Source organism: Mesorhizobium sp. ANAO-SY3R2, assembly GCF_042466635.1.
Lineage (GTDB): Bacteria > Pseudomonadota > Alphaproteobacteria > Rhizobiales > Rhizobiaceae > Aminobacter.
Genome location: NZ_CP159955.1, coordinates 1,247,589 through 1,272,351, shown reverse-complemented (window position 1 = coordinate 1,272,351; position 24,763 = coordinate 1,247,589). Strand labels below are relative to the sequence as shown.

Here is a 24,763-nt window from a genome sequence, read left to right as displayed (position 1 = left end):
ATCTCAGGCGTTTGCGCCAACTCGTTGATGGTGCGGCGCTTCGGCCGCACGCTGTTCGTCACACCAGTTCGCGGCCCTTGGCGTCGATGGCGTTGGCCACCGCCTCGTCGGTCGCCTCGTCGGGCAGCAGCATCTCGTTGTGCGCCTTGCCCGAGGGAATCATCGGGAAGCAGTTGGCGAGCGTCGCCACGCGGCAATCGAAGATCACCGGCTTCTTCACCGCAATCATCTCCTTGATCGCATCGTCGAGCTCGTCCGGCTTGTCGCAACGAATGCCATGCCCGCCATAGGCCTCCGCCAGCTTGACGAAGTCGGGCATCGCTTCGGTGTAGGAGTGCGACAGGCGGTTGCCATGCAGCAGCTGCTGCCACTGGCGCACCATGCCCATGTAGGAGTTGTTGAGGATGAAGACCTTGATCGGCGCGCCGTACTGGATCGCCGTGCTCATCTCCTGGATGCACATCTGCACCGAGGCGTCACCGGCAATGTCGATGACGAGGCTTTCCGGATGCGCGATCTGCACGCCAAGTGCTGCCGGCAAGCCGTAGCCCATCGTGCCCAACCCGCCAGAGGTCATCCAGCGGTTCGGCTTCTCGAAGCCGTAGTGCTGGGCTGCCCACATCTGGTGCTGGCCGACCTCTGTCGTGATGTAAGTGTCGAGGTGCTTGGTCAGCTCATACAGCCGCTGGATCGCGTATTGCGGCATGATCACTTCATTGTTGTGCTTGTAGGCGAAGCTGTCGCGCGCGCGCCACTTGGCGATCTGCTCCCACCACGGATAGAGCGCCTTCTTGTCGGCCTTTACGGTCGCCCGCCACAACCTGACCATGTCTTCGAGCACGTGACCGACATCGCCGTGGATCGGCACGTCGACATGTACGTTCTTGTTGATCGACGACGGGTCGATGTCGATGTGGATCTTCTTCGAATTCGGCGAAAACGCATTGAGGCGGCCGGTGATGCGGTCGTCGAAGCGCGCGCCGATGCACACCATGACATCGCAGTCGTGCATCGCCATGTTGGCTTCGTAGCTGCCATGCATGCCCAGCATGCCGAGCCAGTTCTTGCCCGATGCCGGATAAGCGCCCAGGCCCATCAGCGTCGAGGTGATCGGGAAGCCGGTCAGGTCGACCAGTTCGCGCAGCAAATGGCTCGCCTCGGGCCCGGAATTGACCACGCCGCCGCCGGAATAGATGATCGGCCGCTTGGCGGTCGCCATCAGCGCGACAGCTTCCTTCACCTTCTCGAGATCGCCCTGGACCTTGGGCTGGTAAGAGGTGCGCGGCGCGGTCTGCGGCGGCGTATAGATGCCCTTGGCAAACTGCACGTCCTTGGGGATGTCGACAACGACCGGACCGGGACGGCCGGTCGTGGCGACATGGAAGGCCTCGTGCAGAATCGCCGCCAGGTCGTTGACGTCCTTCACCAGCCAGTTGTGCTTGGTGCAGGGCCGGGTGATGCCGACGGTGTCGCATTCCTGGAAGGCGTCGGAGCCGATCAGCGAGGTCGGCACCTGGCCGGTGATGCAGACCAGCGGGATCGAGTCCATCAGCGCGTCCTGCAGCGGCGTCACCGCGTTGGTGGCACCGGGACCCGACGTCACCAGCATCACGCCGGCCTTGCCGGTCGAGCGCGCATAGCCTTCGGCGGCGTGGCCTGCACCCTGCTCGTGGCGGACGAGGATATGCTGGACATCGTCCTGCTGGAACAATTCGTCATAGATCGGAAGGACGGCGCCGCCCGGATAGCCGAAAAGGTGCTTGACGCCATTGTCCTTCAGCGCCTGCACCACCATCTCGGCGCCCGTCATTTCGCGTCGTCCGCTGTCACTATGTCCGCTCATCGGTCCGTTCCGTCTTTCCTGCGCCGTTCTCGGCGGTTACTGGTCGTTTAGTCCTGTTTCGGGCAATAAAAAAGGCCCCGAGGGAGCCTTTGCATCTGCGCATGGGGGGATTTCGCCCGGCGGTTACACCGCCTTGCCCATGCGCAATCCTACTACGAGAATAAGTATCGTGTTCATGGCGCGGACGTTAAAGCGCAAGAAGGCACGCTGTCAACCGGCGCATACAGATTTTCCGCAGCGTCAGCCGATGTTCGATTGTTCGAATATTCCTCGTGTCCTTAACACTTACGACACCATCCGACCTCACCCCACCTTAACCGCCATGCGCTAGGCTTCACGACCAGGGGAATTGGGGAACCATGGCCATGTTCGTCGAACGCCATATGACCGGTGGCGAAGCCACCAACCAGGAACGGCGCGATCCGGAGCAGGACGACGCCCGCATTCTCGGCAATGTCGTGCAGTGCGATGGCGCGCGCGCCGTCATCAGCGCCTATGCCGACAACAGCACCGGTCCGGCCGGCCAATGGACCGTCGGCAAGATGATCTCGGTCAATCTCGGCGAAACGCGCACCATCGGGCTGGTCTACTCGATCACCAAGTCGGATCGTTCGTGGAGCAGCGAAGGCGACAACCCCATCGAAGTCGCAATCGAGCTGATCGGCGAGGTCCGCGATGCCGGGCCGGACAAGCGCCCGGTTTTCGATCGTGGCATCACCGCATATCCGCATATCGGCGCACTCGCCCATCGCATCCGCAGCCGGGACCTGCAGGCCGTCTACGATCTGGCCGGCCGCCACTCCGTCACCATCGGCCACCTGTCCCAGGACGAGAACATCGACGCCTGCATCGCCATCGACGAGACGCTGGCGCGCCATTTCGCCGTCGTGGGCACCACCGGCGTCGGCAAATCCACGGCGGTGTCGCTGCTCTTGCGCAAGACCATCGCAGCACGCCCCGACCTGCGCGTCCTCATCATGGACCCGCACAATGAATTCGCCGCCTCGCTGCCCGAATTCTGCGTCAAGGTCGACACCAACACGCTCGACCTGCCGTTCTGGCTCTTCCGCCTGGAGGAGTTCGCCGAGGTCCTGTTCCGTGGACGCGAAACCGAAGCCGAAGAGATCGACATGCTGCGCGACCTCATACCGGTCGCCAAGAACCTGTACCGCAACCCGCATGGCGGTGCGTTCCTGCGCCGCGGCGTAGATGCGTTGACAGCCGATACGCCGGTACCCTACCGGATCGCCGACCTCATCAAGCAGATCGACGAACGCATGGGCATGCTCGAATCCAAGAACGAGCGGCCGATCCTGAAATCGCTGAGGACGCGCATCGAATCCGCGCTCGCCGACCCGCGCTACCGCTTCATGTTCCATTCGCGTCTCATCGAGGACACCATCCACGAGACCATCGGCAACATCTTCCGCGTGCCCACCAATGGCCGCCCGGTCACCTGCTTCGAAATGGCCGGCATGCCCTCGGAAGTGGTCAATTCGGTCTGCTCGGTGCTCGCGCGGCTCGCCTTCGACCTCGCGCTGTGGAGCGAGGGCCGGTTGAAGCTGTTGCTGCTTTGCGAGGAGGCGCACCGCTATATGCCGGCCGACCATCGGCTCGGCTTCGCGCCGACCCGGCACGCACTGTCGCGCATCGCCAAGGAAGGCCGCAAATACGGTTGCTACCTCGGCGTCATCACCCAGCGCCCAGGCGAACTCGACCCGACCATCCTGTCGCAATGCTCGACGGTGTTCGCCATGCGCCTCGCCAACGAGCAGGACCAGGCAATCATCCGCTCGGCCATCGCCGATTCCTCCGCCTCGACCCTTTCGTTCCTGTCGTCGATGGGTCAGCGCGAGGCCATCGCCTTCGGCGAAGGCGTTGCCACCACCATGCGACTGAAGTTCGAGAAGCTTGCGCCCGAACTCATCCCCGGCACCGGCAAGCGGGCAGCGGAAGCGGCATCCGGCAACGGCGACGATGTCGACCTTGCGGCTGTCGTCGAGCGGCTGCGCAACGTGCCCAAGCCGCAGGCAGCAGCACTCGGCTTTGCCGAAGTCGTCGATGCCCAGCGCCAGGCCGGCGACAGCGACTACCGCAAGCCACCGGCCAAGCCGCAGCCAGACGACGATTTCGACACCCGCTTCGGCCTGCGCCCCACCACCTTCGGTGGTCGTACCAGCGGCTGAGACCGCCCAAGGGCGCTGGAAACGAAGGTCGGCATCACCTGAAGCGTCAGATGCCGCCCCATCGGAACAGATCCGCCGGACCATAAGAGTAGTTAGCGGATACGACGAAGGGCTGGAAAGGCCTCTTGTGCCAGCCCTTTGCCCACGCTCCGAACATCAAGCGACTTGATTGGACACAGCGCGTCTGTGGTGCGAAAATTACTCACAATGCCAATTCTGGGGGGACCAGCGCGCAACACTTCATAGCGATCAAGAGGAAGGTTTCATCATGGCAACCTGGCAACCTGATCCTTCATTCTATCCCTCGCCAAGAATGGCCGCGAAGGCCCCGAAAGAGACACTGGCCTATGTCGCCGCCTTCGACCCGGACCGCAAAATCCCCGACGCGATAGCCGTCGTCGACGTGAACCCCCAATCCCCCTCCTATTCCCAGATCGTCGGCAAGGTCGACATGCCGAATGCCGGCGACGAGTTGCACCATTTCGGCTGGAATGCCTGCTCGTCATGCCTCTGCCCCAACGCGCCGCACCCCCATATGGAACGGCGCTACCTGGTCGTGCCGGGCTTGCGATCGTCGCGGTTGCACATCATCGACACCAAGCCGGATCCCACAAAGCCGAAGATCGTAAGGGTCATCGAACCGGAGGAGATTGCGGAGAAGGCAGGCTATTCGCGGCTGCACACCATCCATTGCGGCCCTGAAGGCATCTACGTCAACGCGCTCGGCAACGCCGAGGGCAAGGCGCCCGGCGGCATATTCCTGCTCGATTCCACGAGCTTCGACGTGCTCGGCCAATGGGAGATCGACCGGGGACCGCAGCAGCTTGCCTATGATTTCTGGTGGCATCTCGGACACGACACGATGGTGACGAGCGAATGGGGAACGCCCGATACATTCGAGAACGGGCTCGTTCCGGAAGTCCTGCTGGGCAGCAAATATGGACGCAGGCTGCACTTTTGGGACCTGCACGAACGCAAGCACCTGCAAGAGATCGATTTCGGCGAAGAACACCAGCTCGTCTTCGAATTGCGCCCGGCGCATGATCCGACCAAGGCCTATGGCTTCGTCGGCTGTGTCATCAGCCTCAAGGACCTCTCGGCTTCGATCTGGACGTGGTATCGCGACGGCGACAAATGGGCCGTGAAAAAGGTGATCGAGATTCCGGCGGAACCGGCGGATCCGGCCCTTCTGCCCCCCGTGCTCAAGGGCTTCGGCGCAGTTGCTCCGCTGGTGACCGACATCGACCTGTCGATGGATGACCGTTTCCTCTACGTTTCCTGCTGGGGCACTGGAGACATGATCCAGTACGACGTGTCGGACCCATTTGCCCCGAAAGAGACCGGCAGGGTCCGCATAGGCGGCATCGTGTCTCGGGCAACCCACCCAAAGGCCAACAATGGCGCGCTCAATGGCGGCCCGCAAATGGTCGAGATCAGCCGGGATGGAAGGCGGGTCTACTTCACCAACTCTCTATACGGCGCCATCGACCCGCAGTTCTATCCCGAGGGCATCGACGGGTGGATGGTGAAGCTCGACGTGGGAGAAAATGGCGGCATCAAATTCGACGAGAATTTCTTCGTCGACTGGCCGAAAGGCCATCGGCCGCATCAGGTACGTTTGGAGGGAGGCGATTGCTCGTCCGATTCTTACTGCTACCCCTGAAGGTACAGGCATCCTCGCACAGAGTAGCCGGGTAGAATGATTTCCATCTCGCCCTGGCTGGTGCTTGCTGGCCTTGGTGCTTACCATGGCCTCAACCCTGCCATGGGTTGGCTGTTTGCGGTCGCATTGGGCCTGCACAGGCAAAGCAGACGGATCGCGCTGCAGTCCCTGGTCCCCATCGCCCTTGGGCATGCGGTTTCGATCGGTGTCGTTGCATTGGCGGTGTTGGCGCTCGGCCTGATCATAGATGAGCGCTTGCTGGAAGTGGCTGCCGGCATGGTGCTCATCGGCTGGGCCACGTACCAGGCCACATACGGCCATAGTCATAGGGTCAGGATCGGCATGAAAACAGGAATGATCGGGCTTGGCGTCTGGTCGTTCCTCATGGCGACCGCCCATGGCGCCGGGCTCATGCTGGTGCCGGTGCTGATACCGCTGTGCCTTTCGGGTAGCCCGGCGGGCGAGCTGACAGCGACTGGATCACTACCCATCGCGCTGGCCGCGATCGGGGTTCACATGGGCGCCATGCTTGCAGTGATCCTGATTGTCACTGTTTGCGTCTATGACTGGGCGGGACTTGCGTTCATTCGCCGCGGCTGGATCAATTTCGATCTCATCTGGATTGCAGCACTCGCGATCACCGGCATCATTCTGATTGTTTGAAATCGGGCGGCTGACCTCAGGAACTCAGTGATCGTGCTTCAGGCGCAAACACGGTTGCGGCCCATCCGCTTGGCTTCATAGAGCTGCTTGTCGGCGCGGCGATAGAATTCTTCTGCGGTCTCTTCGCGATCCCAAAGCGCCAGGCCGACGCTGGAAGTCACGTTGAGCTGGGTGCTGCCGGCGTCGATCGGCAGCATGGCGATCGCCTTGCGCATCCGATCGGCGAAACGCTTCAGAAGCTCCAGGTCCATGTTGGGCGCGACGATGGCAAATTCCTCACCGCCCAGCCGTGCGACGACATCGTGGTATCGCGTCATGTTCTTCAAGCACTTGGCGACCGACCGCAACACCTCGTCGCCGACATCGTGGCCGTAAGTGTCGTTGACCCGCTTGAAATGGTCGAGATCGAGGATCATCAGCCCGACGGGCCTGTCGATGCGGCGGAATTCGCCTAGATATTCCTTCAGCGCGTCGTCGAAATAGCGGCGGTTCTGCATGCCGGTCAGACCGTCCGTCAGAGCCGCCCTTTCGAGGTTGCGCGAGCGCGCGCTAAGCGATGCAGTCATCTCGCGCAGCTTGCCGCCTTCCCTCACCTGCGTGCGTATCTCAGGAAAGATGAAGAGCAGCCCGAACACCAGCGTCCCGGTCAAGATTGCTGCGGTGGTGAGCAACAGCGTCTGGAGGGATCCCAGCGTCTCGACCCGGCCTGGCATGTAGAGATCATCGGCCAGCCCCTCGAGCAGGCTCCAGCCATAGAAGATCGCGAGTGCGACCATGAAAATCAGCGCACTGAAAACGAAGAACGCGGCTTCAGCTTTGTGAAAGCGCATGGCGACCCTGGTTACAACTCCACCGAAATGATGCCACGCGGCGCCTTACGAGGAGTTAACCGATTATTGCAAATCCCACCATTCGGCACCTGCCCCGGCCAGTCCACCAGCTTCGCCGCCGATCCTGCGCCATTCGGATCCGAACTGGTTGCGAAACCACGTCGACTGCCGCTTGGCATATTGGCGCGTGGCGATCTTTGCCCGTTCGATCGCCTCGTCGAAGCTCATCTCGCCCGCCATTGCCGCCGCCAGCTCGCGCACGCCGATCGCCTTCATCGCCGGCAGCTCCGGGGCAAGCCGCATTGCGGTGATCGCCTTGACCTCGTCCAGCGCGCCCGCCTCGATCATCTTGTCGAAGCGCGCGTCGATCCGCCTGATCAAAAGTTCGCGCTCCGGCTCGATGACGATGAAGCGCGCCGTGGCCAGATCGATCACCGGGTGACCCCGGTCGGCCTGCCATTTCAGGATCGAGCGTCCCGACGCCTCCAGCACTTCGAGCGCACGTACGATGCGCTGGCCATCGCTGGCCTTGAGACGCATCGCCATCTCGCTGTCCACTCGCATCAACAGCCGGTGTAGCCTTGGCGCGCCTTCCTCGTTGAGGCGCCAGCGCCAGCGGTCACGAATCTCGGCCGGAATGTCCGGCATCGCCGAAATGCCTTCCGCCAGCGCGCGGAAGTAAAGTCCGGTGCCACCGACGAAGATCGGCGGCTTCTCTTCGAACAGTCCGCTATCGGCCAGCCTTGCCACGTCACGCAGCCAGGAGCCGGTTGAGTAGGCAATCGCCGGCGAGACATGGCCATAGAGAAAATGGCGCACCCGCCCGAGATCCTCTGCGCTCGGCCGTGCCGTCAGCACGTCGAGCACGCCATAGACCTGCATGGAATCGGCATTTACGATCAGGTCGCCGTCGCGCTCGGCCAGCTTCAGCGCCAGCGCCGACTTGCCGCTGGCGGTCGGCCCGGCTATCAGGGTCGCATTCTTGATGCGTCCCTCGCCTTGCCCGGAATTTACGATGCCGCTCGTTGCCACGCTGATTTCCCATCCGGACCGCGCACTGCTGGCTCCGTCACTTGCCGATAAGGCCTCCCGCGCCCTCGGTGCAAGCTCCATTGTGTGGCTAGATGCCGACATTGCCTGCGATCTCGCACTGCCATCAGGTCTTGCGGCCGAAGAGGGACAGGCAGCCCTTGCCGAAACGCTCAGCAGTGAAGCCGTCGATTTCGTCATCCAGGATAATGCCACCAGGCGAAAGAAGATCCTGATCGCCGACATGGATTCGACCATGATCGACCAGGAATGCATCGACGAACTGGCCGACGAGATAGGCGTCAAGGATCGCGTGGCCGACATCACGGCGCGCTCGATGAACGGCGAGATCGCCTTCGAACCCGCCCTGCGCGAACGCGTCGCCCTGCTCGCCGGCCTCGACGCTTCGATCGTCGACAGCATCATCAAGAACCGGCTGACACTCGCCTCTGGCGGCAAGGCGCTGGTCCGAACCATGAAGGCGCAAGGTGCCTACACGGCGCTCGTCTCAGGCGGTTTCGACGTCTTCACCTCCCGCATCGCCGCCATGTTGGGCTTTGACGAAAATCGCGCCAATCGCCTGATCGAAGCCGAAGGACGGCTCACCGGTGAGGTCGCCGAGCCGATCCTCGGCCGGGCCGCCAAGGCCGAGGCTCTTCACGAGATTTCCGCCCGTTTCGGCCTCACGCCCGCCGATGCGATTGCCGTCGGCGACGGCGCCAACGATCTCGACATGATCCGCCTCGCCGGATCGGGCGTGGCCCTCCACGCCAAGCCATCGGTGGCGGTGCAGGCGAAGATCCGCATCGACCATTCCGACCTCACCGCCCTGCTCTATCTCCAGGGCTACAGCCGCGCCGAGTTTGTCTGATGAAACCGATCCGCACCGAGCGCCTGATCCTGCGCAACTGGGAAGAGCGCGACCGTGCACTCTACCACCGCATCAATTCCGACGACACGGTGATGGAGTTCTTCGCCGTTCGGCGCAACCGAGCCGAGAGCGACGAGATCTTTGACCGTGTCCGCGACGCGATCAACCGCGACGGCTTCGGCTGGGCGGCGGCCGAGATCGCCGAGACAGGCGAGTGTATCGGCTTCGTCGGCATCAACCGCACCGACCTCGATCCGTTCATCCCCAAAGGCACGCTCGAGATCGGCTGGCGCCTGGCCCCCGAATACTGGGGCAAGGGCTATGTCACCGAGGCGTCCGAGGCCTGGCTCGCCCAAGCATTCGACGTCGTCGGCAACGACGAGATCGTCTCCTTCGCCGTTTGGAACAATCATCGTTCGACCGCCGTCATGCAGCGGCTGGGCATGCGCCACGATGCGGCCGGCGACTTCGACCACCCGCGCGTGCCCGACACGCACGCCCATCTCAGGCGCCACGTGCTCTACCGGCTCACGCGGAGCGAATGGCAGGAACGAAAAAAGGCGGCTGAGTAGCCGCCTTTTTCTTTGATCTCAACTAGATGTCGCCGTTGCCTGACTCAGTCCATGCGGATGGTGACGAACCGCAGCTCGCCGGTCTTGGAGGCCAGCATCAGCAGCGCGTTCTTGCGGCCCTGCTCCTTGAGCGCTGCGATCCGGTCCATGACATCTTTCGGCGTCGCCACCGATTCCTGAGCGATCTCGGTGATGACCTCGCCAACGACGATGCCGCGCTCGGCGGCAGCCGAATCCTTGGCGACGTCGGTCACCACCGCACCCGAAACGTCCGCCGCGATGCCGAACTTGGCGCGGGTTTCATCATTGACCTCGGCCACCGTCATGCCCAGCACGCTGGCCGTCGCCACCGCAGCACCCTTGTCGGCGCCTTCGTCCGCCTTGCTGCTCTCGCCCGCGGCCAGTTTCTCGCCGTCCTCGAGCCGGCCGAGCGTCACCTTAACCGTCTGCTCGACGCCCTTGCGCACGATCACCACGTCGACGGCCTTGCCGACCGGGCTCTCGGCCACGACGCGCGGGAGGTCACGCATCTCGACGATGTCCTTGCCGTCGAACTTGGTGACCACGTCGCCGGGCTGGATGACGCCGTCATCGACGGGCCCACCCTTGATGATGCCGGCGACCAGCGCGCCCTTGGCGGTCGTCATGCCGAGGCTCTCGGCGATGTCGTCGGTCACCGGCTGGATGCGCACGCCGAGCCAGCCGCGGCGGGTCTCGCCGAACTGCTTCAACTGGTCGACCACGCCGGCCGCGATTTCGGAAGGAATGGAGAAGCCGATGCCGATCGAGCCGCCCGACGGCGAAATGATCGCCGTGTTGATGCCGATGACCTCGCCTTCCATGTTGAACAGCGGCCCGCCCGAGTTGCCGCGATTGATCGCGGCGTCGGTCTGGATGAAGTCGTCATAGGGGCCGGAATTGATGTCGCGATTACGCGCCGAGACGATGCCGACGGTGACCGTGCCGCCAAGACCGAACGGATTGCCGATCGCCATGACCCAGTCGCCGATCCGCATCTTGTTGGAATCGCCGAACTTGACCGCCGTCAGCTTCTTGCCCTTCGGATCGATCTTGAGAACGGCAATGTCGGTCTTGGTGTCGGTCCCGACGAGCGTCGCCTTCAGCTTCGAACCGTCGGAGAAGTTCACCACGATCTCGTCGGCGTCGGCGATGACGTGGTTGTTGGTCACCACGAAACCCTGCTCGGCATCGACGACGAAGCCGGAGCCCAGCGACTGTACCTTCTGCGCCGCGCCATTGTCTTGGCCTTGGCGATTCTTGAAGAAGTCGTCGAAGAAATCCTGGAACGGCGAGCCTTCCGGCAGTTGCGGCATCGGAACCGCCTTCTCGCCTTCGATACCCTTGACGTTCTGAGACGTGGAGATGTTGACGACGGCCCCGAGCAGGCCCTCTGCCAGGTCGGCAACCGATTCAGGCCCCTGGGCGAAGGCTGGCGCGACGAAGGAGGGGGCAGCCAGCGCGCCGATCATCAGTGATGCGGTCGCTGCCAGAGAAGCCTTTCGCAGGGTGCGCAAAAGGGACGTGGAACTCATCTGGAAGCCTCCCGGGCTGCATTGGCGTTCATCGCGCCGGGCATTCCGGACGCGAGCGTCATGATGAAAATAAATAAGGCCTGTTTGCGGCTATTGCTACCGAAAGGGAATAAATCATCCGTTATCCCCTGATGAGCCAGACGATGCCGACGCCGATGGCAACGGCCACCAGCCCGAAGACCCGTAAAACGCTTTCCGGGATATCGGCCATCTGGGCCGCAAGTCGCTTCATCTGAACAGGAAAGCCGCCATAGACCAGGCCCTCGATGACGAGGACGAGGCCTATGGCGACGATAAAGTCCTGCACCTTTAATTGCTGGTGCTAGGGGCAGCGCCGGCCTGCGGGGCGGGCGTTGCCTTGGGCGCCTGGGCGGCGGCGCCGTCCGGGCTGCGGAAGTAGCGGAAGAACTCCGATTCCGGCGACAGGACCATGGTGGTGCCGTCGGCGTTCAGGGCGGTTCCGTAGGCGCTCATCGACCGATAGAAGTCGAAGAATTCCGGATCGCGCTTGAAGGCGTCGGCGAACACGGCGTTGCGCTCGGCTTCGCCCTGACCGCGGAGGATTTCCGACTCTTTCTGCGCTTCGGCAACGATCTCGACCACTTCACGGTCGGCTCGGGCGCGGATGCGCTGTGCCGCCTCTCGGCCACGTGCCCTCAGCCTTTCGGCTTCGGCCAGACGCTCGGCCTTCATGCGGTCGTAGGTCTGCTGCGACACTTCGGCGGTCAGGTCGGTGCGGCGGATACGGACGTCCTCGATCTGCAGGCCGAGCGCATTGGCGTCCGACTGCAACTGGTCGCGGACCTCGCGCATCATTGCCGCGCGCTCTTCCGAGAGCGCCGATTCAAAGCCGCGCACGCCATAGGCCCGACGCAGCGCCGCGTCGAAGCGGGTGCGCAGGCGCTGCTCGGCCAGTTCGACACTGCCCGACACCGTCTGGCGGAACTTGCGCGCATCGTTGATGCGATAGGCAATGAAGGCATCGACGTCGTAGAACTTGCCGCCCGAAACCTGGACGCGGATGTCGTCGAGGTCGAGCCGCAGCACGCGGTCCTCGATGAGTTGCACGTTGTCGGCCTCGAACATCGCGAACGGCGCCTTGAAGTAGATGCCGGGCTCGGTCTTGACGTCGACGATCTCACCGAAACGCAGAACGATCGCCTGCTGGCGCGCGTTGACCACGAAGATCGACGACCAGATGAGAAACAGGATGATAGCGGCGAAGATGCCGATGATGGGAAGACGATTGGACATCAGTTGCCTCCCGTCGCCGGAGCGCGCTTCTGCAATTCAGGCAGCGGCAGATAGGGCACCACGCCCTGGCCGTTGCCCTGCTCGACGATCACCTTGCCGGAGCCCTGGAGCACCTTCTCCATCGTCTCGAGATAAAGGCGCTTGCGGGTCACGTCGGGCGCCTTGGCATACTCGTCATAGACCGAGATGAAGCGCTGCGCCTCACCTTGGGCCTCCTGCACGACGCGGTTCTTGTAGGCTGCCGCCTCTTCGCGGACCTGCGCCGCCTGGCCGCGCGCCTGGCCGAGCTTCTGGTTGGAGTACTGGTTGGACTCCTCGACGAAACGGTCCTCGTCCTGCTCCGCACGCTGAACCTCGTCGAACGCATCGGCCACCTCGCGCGGCGGAGCAGCGTCCTCGATCGAAATGGCGTTGACCGAGAGGCCTGCGCCATACTGGTCGAGCGTCGCCTGGATGATGTCGCGCACACCGGCGGCAATGCCCTGGCGGTCATCACGGAAGACGTCCTGCGCCGGCCGTCGCCCGACGACCTCGCGCATCGCGCTTTCGGCGATCTGGCGAACCATCACGTCCGGTTCGGCGACCTTGAACAGATACGCGTTGGGATCGGTGACCTGATAGGCGACGGAGAATTTCACGTCGACGATGTTCTGGTCACCCGAAAGCATCAGGCCGGAAGACGTGCTGCCACGCACTTCGCCTATGTTGACCAGCTTTTCAGCAGTGTTGACCTTTTCCACCGTCTCGATCGGCCACCAATGGAAGTGCAGGCCAGGCTGCGACAGCTCTTGCTTGGGATTGCCGAAGCGCAGTTCAACGGCAAGCTCGTCAGGCTGCACGGTGTAGACGGCCTGGTAGGCCCAGAGCGCCACCAGACCCGCGGCAACCAGACCGAAAAGCAGAGCGCTCGAGCCGCCGCCACCCGGCAGCGCGCGCTTCAGCTTGTCCTGGCCGCGACGGATGATGTCTTCCAGATCGGGAGGCGAACCTTGCGGTCCGCTTGGCCGCGGGCCTTGTCCCCAGGGGCCACCGCCCCCGCCACCGCCGCCGCCGCCCCACGGGCCGCCGCCGCCTCCATTTTGATTGTTCCAGGGCATGAATGTCCTTTCGACTACGAAACCACGGCGACCGAGCCTGAGACGATCGCGAATTTACTGCCACCATCTATAGGGATGCAATCGCGCGCTTTCAACGCGATGCCGCCTGATCAGCCTGATTTCACTACATTGTATGAGAACTATCTTAATGCCGGCCGCTGCGTCTGCGGTAAACTGTATAGCGTGTCGCATGGCTGTCCTTTTCTCCAGCCGAGAAATCCTGCGAAGTTTCCACCACCCATTTGTCGGGCTCGATCTCAGGAAAACGCGTGTCGCCGTCCAGCGAGGCAAGCACATGGGTGACATGCAAACGGTCAGCCAGCGGCAACGCCTGCCGATAGATTTCACCACCGCCGATCACGCAGATTTCATCGGCACCCGGCATGCAGCGCGCCTTGGCAGTCGCCAGCGTGATGGCGTCTCCCACCGACTGCGCCGTTTCCGCGCCTTCTATCCTGTAGGCCGGATCACGGCTCACCACGATGTTGAGCCGGCCTGGCAACGGCTTGCCGATGCTCTCGAACGTCTTGCGCCCCATGATGATCGGCTTGCCCATCGTGTCGGCCTTGAAGCGCTTGAGATCGCTCGACAGCTTCCAGGGCAGACCGTTGTCGCGTCCGATCACGCCGTTTTCGGCTATCGCCACATAAATCACGACGTCCATTCTCGCCCTTCCCTGTTCCGGGCCGATCCGCCCGACCATTTTCGATTGCCAGCACCGCAGGGCTGCAGGATCAGAAGATCGATATCGCGCTCGGGATAGCAGGCCTCGTCCGCCATCCCAGCCGGTATCGCCGAGGACCGGGACGCAGGAGCATCACCGCGCCCGGTCAGACCGCAATCGGCGCGCGGATCGTCGCGTCGGCGACGTAGTTCTCGAGCCTGAAATCCTCGAAGCGGAAAGCAAAAAGGTCGTCGACCTCGGGATTGATCCACATGGTCGGCAGCGCCTTCGGGGCACGCGAAAGCTGCTCGCGCGCCTGGTCGAAATGATTGTGGTAGAGATGTGCGTCGCCCAGCGTATGGACGAATTCGCCCGGCTTCAGTCCGGTCACCTGCGCCACCATCATGGTCAGCAGCGCATAGGAGGCGATGTTGAAGGGTTTTCCGACATCATCAATCCCGGTTATTTTTGGTACCATCACGTCTTGTCACATGCCTCGCCATTGGAAGAGGTCGATTGGCCGAGTCAACCTGCCTTAGCGATCCGCATATCGTGAGCCGCTGACTAGGTGTTCACATCGGGCAGACTCATTACCCTATACCGGGCAACCTTGCGAACTGGAATGGCGCATCGCCGAGCATGCGGGGACGGCGCGTCCCTCAATAACGCCGTAGCCGTCCCCGCTTGCGACTGAAGCGCCGCCCAGGGTCTCCAGCTTGGGTTCAAACAGGTTCCCTTTTCGGGCCGAGCTTGGAAGGTGCGGTGGCAGCGCTGCAAATAAGGTCGTGACGCCTTGAACCGCTCTGACATCAGTAGAGCACCGGTTCCTGGCTCGAACTTATTCCGTCGATTTCGACTTTCGAAGCGCAATTGCAGGGCCGTGCTCGGCCGTTGACGGTAAGAACACCACTCCAGCTTTCTCCAGGGTTGTTCGGACTTTAGCGACGACGTCGAAGGCAACTCCCCTGCCGCCCGCTTCAATCCTGACAATGGTTTGACGGCCGACGCCTGCTCGCTCCGCCAATTGCTCTTGGCTGAGTTCCAGCATTGCTCGTGCAACGCGCATCATCCGGATTGTGTCGGAAAGGGAGTCCATTGCGCAACGGAGCAATTGCTCGGGACCCATTGTCAACTCGTGGTACATTTAGTACCAGAAAGAAATCAGAAGGATTCGCATATGATGCAGAACGAACATTGTCATTGTCGGCGCTGGGCTGCCGAATCGATGATTCGGCCGTACGGCAGAGCGAAATTGGTCGCCTCAGGTCTCATCTCGAAGATTGAAGAGTGCACGGCTTGAGTGACTGGCGTTCGAACTATGACCCTTTCCCTCTGTGCATTGCCCAACGCCTGTTCGACGATCGCATCATTTTTCTAGGATGCGATGCTTCACCGGCGTGTGAAGATTGCGGTTGAGGATTCGCGCGGGGCCCCGCTGTTCTGATCCTCAGGACTCGATGAGTGGCAACAGCGTCTCCGACGGACCTGATCCTTACGACAAGTCGACGGCGTCAGGTGCCCCCTAGCGACATCTTTTATCTCCGATCTGCAGATCGACACCTTGCAAATCACCGGATTCGTTCGCGCGGATCCTTGCCCTATTCCAGACAGAGACCTGCCAATGCTGCTGTTCACCCCGAGAGACCACCACCCAAGTGAAGCATTCGTCTGCGAGACCGAACGGCTGGCGCGACTCGTTGCCGACATGGAGCGCATCCGGCACGGCGACTTGCCGCAGGTACTGGCGGGTGGGGAGGATGCCCCGATCCTTGACCGCTGGACCCTTAGCCATCGACCGGCGCTCTGCTTGGCTGGGCTTTCGACCGGCCATCCCCGGCTCGCTGGGGTAAACCGGGCAATCGCAACGTCGGACGTGTGGCTGATGTCGGAAGACCGGACCTGGGCGCGAACGCTGTCACGCTGGTACCGGCTTGGCCGGCCGGCCGAGCAGTCTGGGCCGGATGCCTGAGCGGCGCCAAGATGACAGCCGAGGAACTTTCACAGCGCCGGCATTTCAGGCGCCGCCAGGATGCCGCGCGCGCCGGCCGCCACCTGCCGACCGAAGAAGAGCTGCTGCGTGGCATGGGCTTCTTCCGGGGCGAGCTCACGGCAGACATCCGCGAATATGCCGCGCGGCTGTTGGACTGGATTAGCAAGCGCCCCCACCCGACACTGGCAGCCCTTGCCGCCGCGCTGGACGAACTGACCATGGAGCCGAGCGAACATGCCGTCCAGAGCCTGGCGACCGTTCTTGCCGCGACGGAGGGCAAGGAGCATGCTGCGGTGGAGTCTGGCCGGCTCCGCTGCGAGTTCTACCTCGCCAACTTCGGCGATCCGGATTCGATGGCCCGGATTGCCGGAGAGATGGCCACGCTGGCGCTTGCCGATCTCCACGAATGCGATGAAGTTGAGCTGCTGTGGCGCGCGCTCGGCTGGAGCGCGCACTCTCGCTCGATCGCCCAGATGCAGCGGAACGACAGCGACCGGGATCGACAGACTGGATCGTTCTGGGAGCTGGACGGCCTGGAAAATCGGTTCAGGATGGCGATCGAGGGACAACAGTTGCTAGGCGCGGCGGTTGGCCCGTCCGCCAGCGACCTTGAATCCGGCGACGCGGAGACGCGGACGCAAGAAGCCGCCTCGCCGGGCGGGACTGCCGTCGTGTTTCGGAGCATCGGCAACGAAACCACCACCGAAGGCAAGAGAGTCCTCAAGGAGTTCGGGAACCTGTTCTGGCAGCCGCTACCACTTCCCCGCATGCCGAACCTAACGATCGTGCGGGCGCGGTTGGTTGCGGAATTTCCCCATGCGACCACGGTCATCGACGCCTTGCTGCAAAAGCTGGCCGGCAGGGGACACGTGCATTTGCGGCCGACCATTCTTGTGGGGCGACCCGGTGGCGGCAAGTCGCGGTTTGCACGCCGCTTGCTAGAGGAACTCGGACTTCCCTATGAGATGGTTCCCTGCGGCGGCATCGGCGACAGCTTCATCGGCGGCACGCCGCGACGCTGGACCACCGGCGAGCCGAGCATCGCGGTGATGGCCGTCCGTCGACACAGATGCGCTGGCCCGGCGATCGTCCTCGACGAGATCGAGAAGGTCGCGACCAGCCGGCACAACGGCAACGTCCATGACGTGCTGGTCGGTCTTCTCGAGGCGGAAACCGCCTCGCGCTGGTTCGATCCTTACGTCGAGGCCCATTGCGACCTTTCGCATGTGTCCTGGCTGATGACCGCCAACGAGGTCGAGAGCGTTCCTGCCGTGCTGCGCGACCGATGCCGCATTCTGCGCTTTCCTCAGCCCGGCCCCGATCAACTTACGGTGCTGGCCGCTCGCATCCTCGAGCGGCTCTATGTCGAGCTTGGCCATGATCCGCGCTGGGCGACGCCGCTCGACCCGGTCGAGATCGATGCGCTCAACGCCGCCTGGCCGGGTGGATCGATCCGCACGCTGCAGCGCCTCGTGGAAGGGCTCTTCGAGGCTCGGGAAGACGGCCGAGCGCGACAGTGAAGCACCGCCGACTGGATGGGGCAGACATGAGACGATGAGCCCCGGAAAGCGCGCTCCATTATGACCGCTTGGCATGAAGCGGCCCTCGAATGAACTCGGACAGGATCAAGGTGGTTCGCTCGAACGAAAGCGGCGCCGCATCACCGTTGCAGGGAATGCGAGCCAAGGATTCCTGCAAGTACCCAAGCACAACAAGAAAGGACGGCCATTGGCACAGTCAAATGATCACGCAGGCACGACGGGGCGGCTTTGCCAGGGATGCGGTCGATACCACGCGAGGGTGCACTCACCATCAAATCACCCCGAGGGTGATAAAGCGCGGCCACAAGGACCCGAAACGCCAGGCGGTTCGGCCGACCAATGCCTGAACGACGGCACCCCGCCGCTACGGTCGCTGTTGCTGGGGCAGCGCCTGGCAGTTCATCAGGCTGCCCATGCCGTGGGATGGCTCTGTCTCGGCCTGGGCACGATCGAGAAAATCACCCTCGAGCCCCCGCAAGGCGGCCTGGCCGTCGGAAACAGGGAAGAATTTGGCGATCTGACCGAGGAACTGCTCACTACGATGCTCGTATGGACCCTGAGCGGCCGCGCCGCCGAACAGGAACTCCTCGGCTCGGTCGCGGCCTGTTGCGTCGCGGAAACGCACGATGACGTCGAACTGGCGAACGAATTCGCCTTCGTCATGGCGGCAACGCCGAACTTCGCCCGCAAATGGCCTCTGTTCTATCGCCAGAAGGCCAATCGCACTCTGCTTCTCACGCTTGATCCTGCCCTGAGGAGCTTGGTCAATGCCCGGATCGACACGGCTTACGACGCTGCCCGCCAGCTGGTCGCTCGCCAGCAGGCCGCCATCGAGTTCCTGGCCGGAATACTGCTTGCGCGAAAGACCTTGGAGGGGCCGGAGCTCGAGCGTCTGTTCGAGGAAGTCAAGCGACACATGGCGCCGTAGGCGAACGAATCGTTGCAAAGACTCGAATAACGTCCGGGATTTATGCGCGGGCCAACAATCAGCCGCACGAGGAAGGTGCCACGCAGCAACGCGGCGAACCTAGCAACGCGGCGAACCTAGCAACGCGGCGAACCTAGCAACGCGGCGAACCTGACGCGTCACCGTACCTTGCTCAGCGTCAAGATAAAAATGTCCGGGCGCTGACCGGCCCGGGCGCCCCTCGTCCCGCTCTCATCTGGTTCACGATCGTGATACGTGAACCAGATGAGCTGGCGATGTTAGCTCAACCTACGATCGCCTTTGGCTCGAGGAATGCCTCCAGGCCGAATGAGCCGAATTCGCGGCCGATGCCCGAATGTTTGAAACCACCGAAGGGCACGGAATAGTCGCCTGCTTCGTCGTTCAGAAGCACACGCCCAGCCTCGAGCCGACGGGCAACCCCACGCATGCGCTCTTCGTTTGCTCCGAGCACATAGGACTGCAAACCATACTCGGTGTCGTTCGCAATCCGAACAGCATCATCCTCGTCCTGATAGGCAATCACGCTTAGCACGGGCCCAAAAATCTCTTCGCGGGCAATACGCATGTCGTTGGTCACATCGCCAAAGACAGTGGGTCTTACGAACCAGCCGCGGTCGAGGCCATCGGGTCAGCCCTCGCCGCCGGCGATAAGCGTAGCCCCTTCATTGAGCCCGAGGCGGATGTACGACTGGACCCGCTCCCACTGCTTGGCGCTGACCATCGGTCCGATGTCTGAAGACGGATCGCTTGATGGTCCGGCCTTCATCGAAGACACGGCCTCACCCAAACGCGCATTTACCTCGTCTAGCCGACTTGCCGGAACCAGCAGCCGGGTGCCTGCAATACAGGCCTGGCCGCTGTTGCGGAAAGCGGCCGCGGGATGTGCGGGAGCGCGTCGTCGAGATTGGCGTCGTCCAGCAAGATTTGCGGTCCCTTGCCGCCCAGCTCGAGCGTGACACGCTTGAACGTCTCGGCTGCAGCGCGAAGGATTGAGCGGCCTGTTCCAGTTGAGCCAGTAAAGGTGATCTTGGCAACATCCGGGTGCTGACTGAACTCAGCGCCCACCGTATTGCCATAACCATTCACGACGTTCAGCACACCGCGTGGGAGCCCTGCCCCATGTAGAGCCTCCAGCAAGGTTTGCGTCTGGATCGCACTCATCTCCGACGGCTTGATGGCGATTGTCGTACCTGCAGCGACGGCCATGGCCAGCTTCGAGCAGATGAACCCGTTGCTAGCATTCCACGGCGTGATGGCTGCGACGACTCCGAAAATGCACTGCGTCCCGGCTCCTCCGAGCTCGATCCCTCCATCCGCCCGATCAGCTGCAAATGGTGGTCGACGGCCATGCGATCGATTGTCGAAAGAGGAAGGTTGATGAAGGCCGTGATGCGGTTCTTCATGAAACGGGCCGCCGTACTGAGTGCACGCTCCTTCTCAATATCGCTTCCCGCGACTCTGGTCGGATCTTCGATGCCCCAGTGGGCTGTTACTGGCTGTCCCGGCCAGACCGGACAGCACTCCTCCGCGGCATCATCACAGACCGTGAAAACGAAATCCATTTCTGGAGCATCTGAAGCCGCGTATTCATCCCACGACTTAGATCGGAATCCGTCTGTCGGGTACTCCAGAGCAGCAAGCACCTTTATGGCCAAGGGATCGATGGTGCCCTTTGGTTGGCTTCCCGCCGAGAAGGCGCGGAATCGCCCAGCGCCCTCCTTGCGAAGGATACTCTCGCCGAGGATAGAACGCGCTGTGTTGCCCGTACATAAGAACAGAACATTGTAGACGCGCTCAGCCATCTGACAGCCCTACAGCATATGCAGGCATCATACCCGAAGAAGCGCACGTTGCGAACGCACATCCCGCACTTCCGGCGCAACTAAAGACTGACGTCCCAGACAACGGCGACCTAGCTACCGGCACTTGATCGTAGATGGTGCCGTCATCAGACGGTCTAGTGACGGTCACGGCCTAGTCCTGACGACGCAGCGACCTAATCTATTGTGCTCCATCGGGGCTGAAGTGGCGGCCGAACCGACCGCCCACCCGATCTGTGGGAGGCAGAGAATGTTCAAATCCATCCTCGCTCTCGGGCTGCTGGCTTTCGCCGCGCCGGCCATCGCCCAGGTTCCCGACTTTCCGGCCTCGTTCAAGACCCAGGAGATCACGACCAACGGCGCGACGATCCATGTCCGCGTCGGCGGCAGCGGGCCAGCCGTGGTCCTGCTCCACGGCTATGGCGAAACCGGCGACATGTGGGCGCCGATGGCGACCGAGCTTGCCCGCGATCACACGGTGATTGTCCCGGACCTGCGCGGGCTCGGCCTCTCGTCGAAACCGCAAGGCGGCTTCGACAAGAAGACCCAGGCCGGTGACGTGAGCGGCGTGCTCGATGCCCTCGCGGTGGAACGCGCCGATCTGGTGACGCACGACATCGGCAACATGGTGGGTTTTGCCTTCGCGGCTCAGCACCCCGACCGGGTCAAGCGCTTCGTGCTGATCGACGCGCCCGTTCCGGGTATCGGTCCATGGGAGGAAGTCCTGAAGAACCCGCTGCTGTGGCACTTCCGCTTCGGCGGACCGGACATGGAACGCCTCGTTGCCGGGCGCGAGCGCATCTATCTCGACCGCTTCTGGAACGAATTCTCGGCTAATCCAAGCCGCTTCAGCGAAGCCTCGCGTGAGCACTACGCCGGGCTCTACGCTTTGCCTGGCGCCATGCACTCGGGCTTTGCCCAGTTCGCCGCCTTCGATCAGGATGCGATCGACAATCGCGCCTTCCTCGCTAGCGGCGGCAAGCTGACGATGCCGATTCTGGCGATTGGTGGCGAGAAGTCGTTCGGCCCGATGATGGCCGCCGTGATGCGGGCGGCGGCAACCGACGTGACCGAAGGCGTCGTCCCCGATTCCGGGCACTGGATCATGGAGGAAAACCCCGAAGCCACGACCGAGATGGTCCGTGCCTTTCTCGACAAGGGCCAATAGTGGTGCGGCACTCGGGTCTGTCGGCGAGTTGGAGGCGGCATTCGGGCAGCAAGGTGTAAGAGCCCACTCAAGAATGACCACTCATTCGCAAGATTGAATGCCCGGTTCTGTTCGCAATGCAACCTTCCAACAAAGACGCTGGCCATTCCGCTCCGCAATTTTGCCTGGGTCCACTACGGCCCTGGAAGAAATAATTTCGGTCGTGCCCTTGTCCTTCAAGTAACCAAACACAGATTCGAGCGAGCGATGGTGTGGTCCGTTCGGCCGCTTCGCGGTCATCCTGCCAGTGCGCGTGGCCGGTGGCTGCAGCCAAGGATGGATCCGGGGCATCCTTTCGGACAAGTCGCGGCTTGTGTTAGCGTTTCTTGCACGTGGCAACTGATCGTCTGGACCCATGTCTAGTCCCGCCAAGGCAGCATCAGCCCAGAACCCCGTCGCGGCAGCAGTCGGTCTGCCGGATGCGCCCGTGCTGACCACACGTGCCGCTCGCGGAACCGGTATGGCGTTCCTCGAGCTCAATTGCGAACGGCGCAATGCCGGATTGACCCAGCCTGTGCGCGAAGACGCGTTCCTGATCGCGCTCCAGATGAAGACGTGCCCCGATTTCGACTTGTACGCAGACGGCAAGGCGATACCGCCAAGGGACTTTGACGCCGGCGTCGTCGCAATATTCGACCTGAGGATGAACTTATCTACCGAGCTGCGGGACCCGTTCCATGCCATAAACTTCTACATGCCCCGCAAGGCGCTCCTCGCCATGGGTGACGAAGGAGATGTGCCAAGGCACATCCAGGAGCTTCGTCACACGGTTGGCTGCACCATGCGGGATCCGGTCGCCCGCGACTTGCTGCTGTCCATGCGCTCGGCCCTTGCTAGGCCGGAGGAAGCTCCCGAACTATTCGCCGATCACGTGGCCCTGGCTCTTTCGATCCACCTTGCCCGCAAATATGGCGACGTCGCGCAGTTGCCGCGGCAATGGGGAGGCGGACTCGCGCCGTGGCAGGAGCGCCGGGCCAAGGAACTCATCGACGCCAACATGGACTGCGGCCTCACCCTTGAGGTCCTTGCGTGCGCCTGTGACCTTTCGAAACGGCACTTCACGCGCGCCTTTCGCCAGTCGACCGGGATGGCGCCTCATCAGTGGCTGCAACACCGGCGGATAGACAAGGCAAAGCAGCTCTTGGGGCGATCCGCCATTTCGCTCAGCGCCATCGCTTTCGAGTGCGGTTTCGCAGATCAGAGCCATTTCACGAGAGCATTTTCGCGCGTAGTCGGCCTCACGCCACGGCAATGGCGTCGCACGAAGCTTGAATAGTTTTGGCCGGATCGTTCCACGTTTGGCCGTTTCATTCACGACCCACGAGGGCGCGCTTCATAGCATCCTGGCTGCCAAGGTTCTGAAAGGAGAACTCCAGATGTCGAGTTTGTTCACTTTGCTTGCCGCCGCCTCCGCGCTTGCATTGGGCGTCGGCGCAACAACAACCAAAGCTCATGCCGCCGATGTGAAATCCGTGGTGCTCGTGCACGGCGGTTTCGTCGACGGCTCCGGATGGCAGGGCGTCTACGATATCCTGACGAAGGACGGGTACGACGTGACGATTGTCCAGAACCCGACGACCTCGCTGGCGGATGACGTCGCCGTCACCAGGCGCGCCATTGCCGCGGCACCCGGTCAGGTGGTCCTCGTGGGGCATTCCTACGGCGGTGTCGTCGTGTCGGAGGCCGGCACCGATCCCAAGGTTGCGGCGGTTGTCTACATCGCGGCCTTTGCGCCCGATGCCGGGGAGTCGGTTGCGAGCCTGATCGCCAACCCGGCGCCGGGCGCACCGGTGCCACCGATCCTGCCTCCGGTCGACGGCTTCCTGTTCCTGGACAAGGCAAAGTTTGCCGCTTCGTTTGCGGCCGACGTTCGGCCGGACATCGCATCCTTCATGGCCAACTCGCAGGTGCCGTGGGGCGTGGCTGCCCTTGAGGGCAAGGTCACGGCCCCCGCCTGGAAGGCGAAGCCATCCTGGTACCTCGTTGCGACGGAAGACAAGATGATTCCGCCCGAGGCGCAGCGCGCGATGGCCAAGCGTTCCGGCGCCACGGTCTCCGAGGCGAAGGGCAGCCATGCGGTTTATGTCTCGAAGCCGCAAACGGTGGCTGCGCTCATCGAAAACGCCGCGAAGGGTGCACAAACGGCGGCACAGTAGATGCGGGTGCCCCGTCCTGAAGGGTCAGATTATTGAGGAGAGCGGGCAGAAATGCTGCCCGCTCTCCAGCCAGTGCTGACCACCAGTTCCTTGTGAATGTTTGAACTGCGAAGCCACGGCGACCAGTATTCCGGCAGCCAGGCCTTGCAGCGGCCGTCCGTCAGGGGCGTGCAGCCGGCGTGACGGTCACCTGGCTGACTCCGGATCGGCTGACCACCGCAAACAAGCATCCATCCCAACGCTTTCCGATGGAGAAACCGAAATGCCTCCCACCTCGCCAGCAGAGAACAAGGCACTCGTGCTCGAAGCCTTCGACGCGCTGTTCAACAAACGCGACTATACCGCCGCGGAGCGCTACTGGTCGGACCGCTACATCCAGCACAGCGCCCATATTCCGCCTGGCCGCGATGGCCTGTTCAATCTTGTTCGCGGCCTGCCCAACACACTCCGCTATGAACATCGCGTGATCCTTGCCGAAGGCGACTACGTCATCGTCCACGGGCGCTTTTCAGGCCACGGTCGCCCCGCGGCCTGGATCGCCGCCGATATCGTGCGCGTCGAAGGTGGCAAGCTCGCCGAACACTGGGACGTTCTTCAGGACGAAGCAACTGAAGCGGATTCAGTCAGCGGGCTGCCGATGTTCGGTGACCGTTTTCCGGCGTAGCAGTCAATGGCGGCTGGTCTCTGCCGCGCGGAACGCGGGAGCAAGAGTAACTGCCGGGCACAAGGGTTAGCTGGCGCTCGTCGGCTTCCCTGAACTCGACCAAGAAGTGCACCGCGCCTCGCCCGTTCCGGCCTGGCCGCCGGACTTTGCCAATACCATAACCGCGCCGAGTGAGGTCGGAGTCCCGGACCGAACCCATCTGACGTTGGAC

Annotated in this window: 21 protein-coding genes and 3 pseudogenes; 12 read left to right on the top strand and 12 right to left on the bottom strand. The window is 62.6% G+C overall.

The window, feature by feature from the left end:
• Window positions 1–58 precede the first annotated feature (58 nt).
• Window positions 59–1,810 (bottom strand): acetolactate synthase 3 large subunit, encoded by a 1,752-nt coding sequence (locus tag ABSY17_RS10850; RefSeq protein WP_378952592.1) that lies wholly within the window; start codon window positions 1,808–1,810, stop codon window positions 59–61.
• Between the two features lie 398 nt (window positions 1,811–2,208).
• On the opposite strand from ABSY17_RS10850, the gene ABSY17_RS10845 reads away from it, so the two are divergent.
• The 3 genes from ABSY17_RS10845 to ABSY17_RS10835 all read left to right on the top strand — a co-directional run bounded on the left by ABSY17_RS10845 (window position 2,209) and on the right by ABSY17_RS10835 (window position 6,355).
• Window positions 2,209–4,029 carry a helicase HerA domain-containing protein gene (locus tag ABSY17_RS10845; RefSeq protein WP_378952589.1) on the top strand — a complete coding sequence of 607 codons (1,821 nt, stop codon included), beginning with the start codon at window positions 2,209–2,211 and terminating at the stop codon, window positions 4,027–4,029.
• A 268-nt stretch (window positions 4,030–4,297) separates the two neighbouring features.
• The gene (locus ABSY17_RS10840; protein WP_378950148.1) at window positions 4,298–5,692 is read left to right on the top strand and encodes a selenium-binding family protein; all 1,395 of its coding nucleotides are present in this window, start codon (window positions 4,298–4,300) and stop codon (window positions 5,690–5,692) included.
• A gap of 102 nt (window positions 5,693–5,794) precedes the next feature.
• The gene (locus ABSY17_RS10835) at window positions 5,795–6,355 is read left to right on the top strand and encodes a hypothetical protein (RefSeq protein WP_378950146.1); all 561 of its coding nucleotides are present in this window, start codon (window positions 5,795–5,797) and stop codon (window positions 6,353–6,355) included.
• Window positions 6,356–6,393: 38 nt separating this feature from the next.
• Here the strand turns inward: ABSY17_RS10835 and ABSY17_RS10830 are convergent, their stop codons facing one another.
• Complete coding sequence (locus ABSY17_RS10830) at window positions 6,394–7,185, bottom strand: GGDEF domain-containing protein (RefSeq protein ID WP_378950144.1); 792 nt, start codon at window positions 7,183–7,185, stop codon at window positions 6,394–6,396.
• Window positions 7,186–7,248: 63 nt separating this feature from the next.
• The gene (miaA, locus tag ABSY17_RS10825) at window positions 7,249–8,217 is read right to left on the bottom strand and encodes a tRNA (adenosine(37)-N6)-dimethylallyltransferase MiaA (protein WP_378950142.1); all 969 of its coding nucleotides are present in this window, start codon (window positions 8,215–8,217) and stop codon (window positions 7,249–7,251) included.
• Here miaA and serB point away from each other — a divergent pair.
• Together serB and ABSY17_RS10815 are read left to right on the top strand one after the other, a co-directional pair.
• Window positions 8,201–9,085, top strand: a complete 885-nt coding sequence (serB, locus tag ABSY17_RS10820; protein ID WP_378950140.1) for a phosphoserine phosphatase SerB — start codon at window positions 8,201–8,203, stop codon at window positions 9,083–9,085. The two genes, miaA and serB, sit on opposite strands and share 17 nt — an antisense overlap.
• On the top strand, window positions 9,085–9,657 hold the full coding sequence (locus ABSY17_RS10815) for a GNAT family N-acetyltransferase (RefSeq protein WP_378950138.1): 573 nt from the start codon (window positions 9,085–9,087) through the stop codon (window positions 9,655–9,657). Before serB ends, ABSY17_RS10815 begins: the two co-directional genes overlap by 1 nt.
• 44 nt (window positions 9,658–9,701) lie before the next feature.
• On the opposite strand, the gene ABSY17_RS10810 is transcribed toward ABSY17_RS10815, so the two are convergent.
• From ABSY17_RS10810 to ABSY17_RS10780, 7 genes and pseudogenes are all read right to left on the bottom strand, one after another.
• Window positions 9,702–11,210 carry a DegQ family serine endoprotease gene (locus ABSY17_RS10810; RefSeq protein ID WP_378950136.1) on the bottom strand — a complete coding sequence of 503 codons (1,509 nt, stop codon included), beginning with the start codon at window positions 11,208–11,210 and terminating at the stop codon, window positions 9,702–9,704.
• 121 nt (window positions 11,211–11,331) lie between these two features.
• A complete protein-coding gene (locus tag ABSY17_RS10805) occupies window positions 11,332–11,517 on the bottom strand; it encodes a DUF2065 domain-containing protein (RefSeq protein WP_378950134.1) in 186 nt (61 codons plus the stop codon).
• 2 nt (window positions 11,518–11,519) lie between these two features.
• Window positions 11,520–12,464, bottom strand: a complete 945-nt coding sequence (gene hflC, locus ABSY17_RS10800; RefSeq protein WP_378950132.1) for a protease modulator HflC — start codon at window positions 12,462–12,464, stop codon at window positions 11,520–11,522.
• Window positions 12,464–13,561 (bottom strand): FtsH protease activity modulator HflK, encoded by a 1,098-nt coding sequence (hflK, locus tag ABSY17_RS10795; RefSeq protein WP_378950130.1) that lies wholly within the window; start codon window positions 13,559–13,561, stop codon window positions 12,464–12,466. Before hflK ends, hflC begins: the two co-directional genes overlap by 1 nt.
• Before the next feature lie 145 nt (window positions 13,562–13,706).
• The gene (locus tag ABSY17_RS10790) at window positions 13,707–14,225 is read right to left on the bottom strand and encodes a dihydrofolate reductase (RefSeq protein WP_378950128.1); all 519 of its coding nucleotides are present in this window, start codon (window positions 14,223–14,225) and stop codon (window positions 13,707–13,709) included.
• A 166-nt stretch (window positions 14,226–14,391) separates the two neighbouring features.
• Window positions 14,392–14,673: pseudogene (thyA, locus tag ABSY17_RS10785) on the bottom strand (thymidylate synthase); the annotation flags it as partial.
• Between the two features lie 390 nt (window positions 14,674–15,063).
• Window positions 15,064–15,321, bottom strand: coding sequence for a helix-turn-helix transcriptional regulator (locus tag ABSY17_RS10780; RefSeq protein ID WP_378952586.1), 258 nt, complete (start codon window positions 15,319–15,321; stop codon window positions 15,064–15,066).
• A 525-nt stretch (window positions 15,322–15,846) separates the two neighbouring features.
• Here ABSY17_RS10780 and ABSY17_RS10775 point away from each other — a divergent pair.
• From ABSY17_RS10775 to ABSY17_RS10765, 3 genes are all read left to right on the top strand, one after another.
• Window positions 15,847–16,194 (top strand): DUF6634 family protein, encoded by a 348-nt coding sequence (locus ABSY17_RS10775; RefSeq protein ID WP_378950126.1) that lies wholly within the window; start codon window positions 15,847–15,849, stop codon window positions 16,192–16,194.
• A gap of 11 nt (window positions 16,195–16,205) precedes the next feature.
• The gene (locus ABSY17_RS10770) at window positions 16,206–17,735 is read left to right on the top strand and encodes an AAA family ATPase (protein ID WP_378950124.1); all 1,530 of its coding nucleotides are present in this window, start codon (window positions 16,206–16,208) and stop codon (window positions 17,733–17,735) included.
• A gap of 73 nt (window positions 17,736–17,808) precedes the next feature.
• The gene (locus ABSY17_RS10765) at window positions 17,809–18,684 is read left to right on the top strand and encodes a hypothetical protein (RefSeq protein WP_378950122.1); all 876 of its coding nucleotides are present in this window, start codon (window positions 17,809–17,811) and stop codon (window positions 18,682–18,684) included.
• A 283-nt stretch (window positions 18,685–18,967) separates the two neighbouring features.
• Here the strand turns inward: ABSY17_RS10765 and ABSY17_RS10760 are convergent.
• Window positions 18,968–19,974 (bottom strand): annotated as a pseudogene (locus ABSY17_RS10760) (aldehyde dehydrogenase family protein); the annotation flags it as partial.
• Between the two features lie 17 nt (window positions 19,975–19,991).
• A pseudogene (locus ABSY17_RS10755) lies at window positions 19,992–20,507 on the bottom strand (arsenate reductase ArsC); the annotation flags it as partial.
• 268 nt (window positions 20,508–20,775) lie between these two features.
• On the opposite strand from ABSY17_RS10755, the gene ABSY17_RS10750 reads away from it, so the two are divergent.
• The 4 genes from ABSY17_RS10750 (at window position 20,776) to ABSY17_RS10735 (ending at window position 24,552) form a co-directional block, all read left to right on the top strand.
• The gene (locus tag ABSY17_RS10750; protein WP_378950120.1) at window positions 20,776–21,693 is read left to right on the top strand and encodes an alpha/beta fold hydrolase; all 918 of its coding nucleotides are present in this window, start codon (window positions 20,776–20,778) and stop codon (window positions 21,691–21,693) included.
• Between the two features lie 394 nt (window positions 21,694–22,087).
• The gene (locus tag ABSY17_RS10745; RefSeq protein WP_378950118.1) at window positions 22,088–23,008 is read left to right on the top strand and encodes a helix-turn-helix domain-containing protein; all 921 of its coding nucleotides are present in this window, start codon (window positions 22,088–22,090) and stop codon (window positions 23,006–23,008) included.
• A gap of 100 nt (window positions 23,009–23,108) precedes the next feature.
• On the top strand, window positions 23,109–23,888 hold the full coding sequence (locus tag ABSY17_RS10740; protein WP_378950116.1) for an alpha/beta hydrolase: 780 nt from the start codon (window positions 23,109–23,111) through the stop codon (window positions 23,886–23,888).
• Window positions 23,889–24,150: 262 nt separating this feature from the next.
• Window positions 24,151–24,552 (top strand): nuclear transport factor 2 family protein, encoded by a 402-nt coding sequence (locus tag ABSY17_RS10735; protein ID WP_378950114.1) that lies wholly within the window; start codon window positions 24,151–24,153, stop codon window positions 24,550–24,552.
• Window positions 24,553–24,763: the final 211 nt, after the last annotated feature.

Excerpts from the sequence above, each read along its gene's own strand:
- ABSY17_RS10850 (WP_378952592.1), bottom strand. The coding sequence starts at position 1,810 with ATGACGGGCGCCGAGATGGTGGTGCAGGCGCTGAAGGACAATGGCGTC.
- ABSY17_RS10845 (WP_378952589.1), top strand. The coding sequence starts at position 2,209 with ATGTTCGTCGAACGCCATATGACCGGTGGCGAAGCCACCAACCAGGAA.
- ABSY17_RS10840 (WP_378950148.1), top strand. The coding sequence starts at position 4,298 with ATGGCAACCTGGCAACCTGATCCTTCATTCTATCCCTCGCCAAGAATG.
- ABSY17_RS10835 (WP_378950146.1), top strand. The coding sequence starts at position 5,795 with ATGGGTTGGCTGTTTGCGGTCGCATTGGGCCTGCACAGGCAAAGCAGA.
- ABSY17_RS10830 (WP_378950144.1), bottom strand. The coding sequence starts at position 7,185 with ATGCGCTTTCACAAAGCTGAAGCCGCGTTCTTCGTTTTCAGTGCGCTG.
- serB (WP_378950140.1), top strand. The coding sequence starts at position 8,201 with ATGCCGCTCGTTGCCACGCTGATTTCCCATCCGGACCGCGCACTGCTG.
- ABSY17_RS10815 (WP_378950138.1), top strand. The coding sequence starts at position 9,085 with ATGAAACCGATCCGCACCGAGCGCCTGATCCTGCGCAACTGGGAAGAG.
- ABSY17_RS10810 (WP_378950136.1), bottom strand. The coding sequence starts at position 11,210 with ATGAGTTCCACGTCCCTTTTGCGCACCCTGCGAAAGGCTTCTCTGGCA.
- hflC (WP_378950132.1), bottom strand. The coding sequence starts at position 12,464 with ATGTCCAATCGTCTTCCCATCATCGGCATCTTCGCCGCTATCATCCTG.
- hflK (WP_378950130.1), bottom strand. The coding sequence starts at position 13,561 with ATGCCCTGGAACAATCAAAATGGAGGCGGCGGCGGCCCGTGGGGCGGC.
- ABSY17_RS10790 (WP_378950128.1), bottom strand. The coding sequence starts at position 14,225 with ATGGACGTCGTGATTTATGTGGCGATAGCCGAAAACGGCGTGATCGGA.
- ABSY17_RS10780 (WP_378952586.1), bottom strand. The coding sequence starts at position 15,321 with ATGGACTCCCTTTCCGACACAATCCGGATGATGCGCGTTGCACGAGCA.
- ABSY17_RS10775 (WP_378950126.1), top strand. The coding sequence starts at position 15,847 with ATGCTGCTGTTCACCCCGAGAGACCACCACCCAAGTGAAGCATTCGTC.
- ABSY17_RS10770 (WP_378950124.1), top strand. The coding sequence starts at position 16,206 with ATGACAGCCGAGGAACTTTCACAGCGCCGGCATTTCAGGCGCCGCCAG.
- ABSY17_RS10765 (WP_378950122.1), top strand. The coding sequence starts at position 17,809 with ATGAAGCGGCCCTCGAATGAACTCGGACAGGATCAAGGTGGTTCGCTC.
- ABSY17_RS10750 (WP_378950120.1), top strand. The coding sequence starts at position 20,776 with ATGTTCAAATCCATCCTCGCTCTCGGGCTGCTGGCTTTCGCCGCGCCG.
- ABSY17_RS10745 (WP_378950118.1), top strand. The coding sequence starts at position 22,088 with ATGTCTAGTCCCGCCAAGGCAGCATCAGCCCAGAACCCCGTCGCGGCA.
- ABSY17_RS10740 (WP_378950116.1), top strand. The coding sequence starts at position 23,109 with ATGTCGAGTTTGTTCACTTTGCTTGCCGCCGCCTCCGCGCTTGCATTG.
- ABSY17_RS10735 (WP_378950114.1), top strand. The coding sequence starts at position 24,151 with ATGCCTCCCACCTCGCCAGCAGAGAACAAGGCACTCGTGCTCGAAGCC.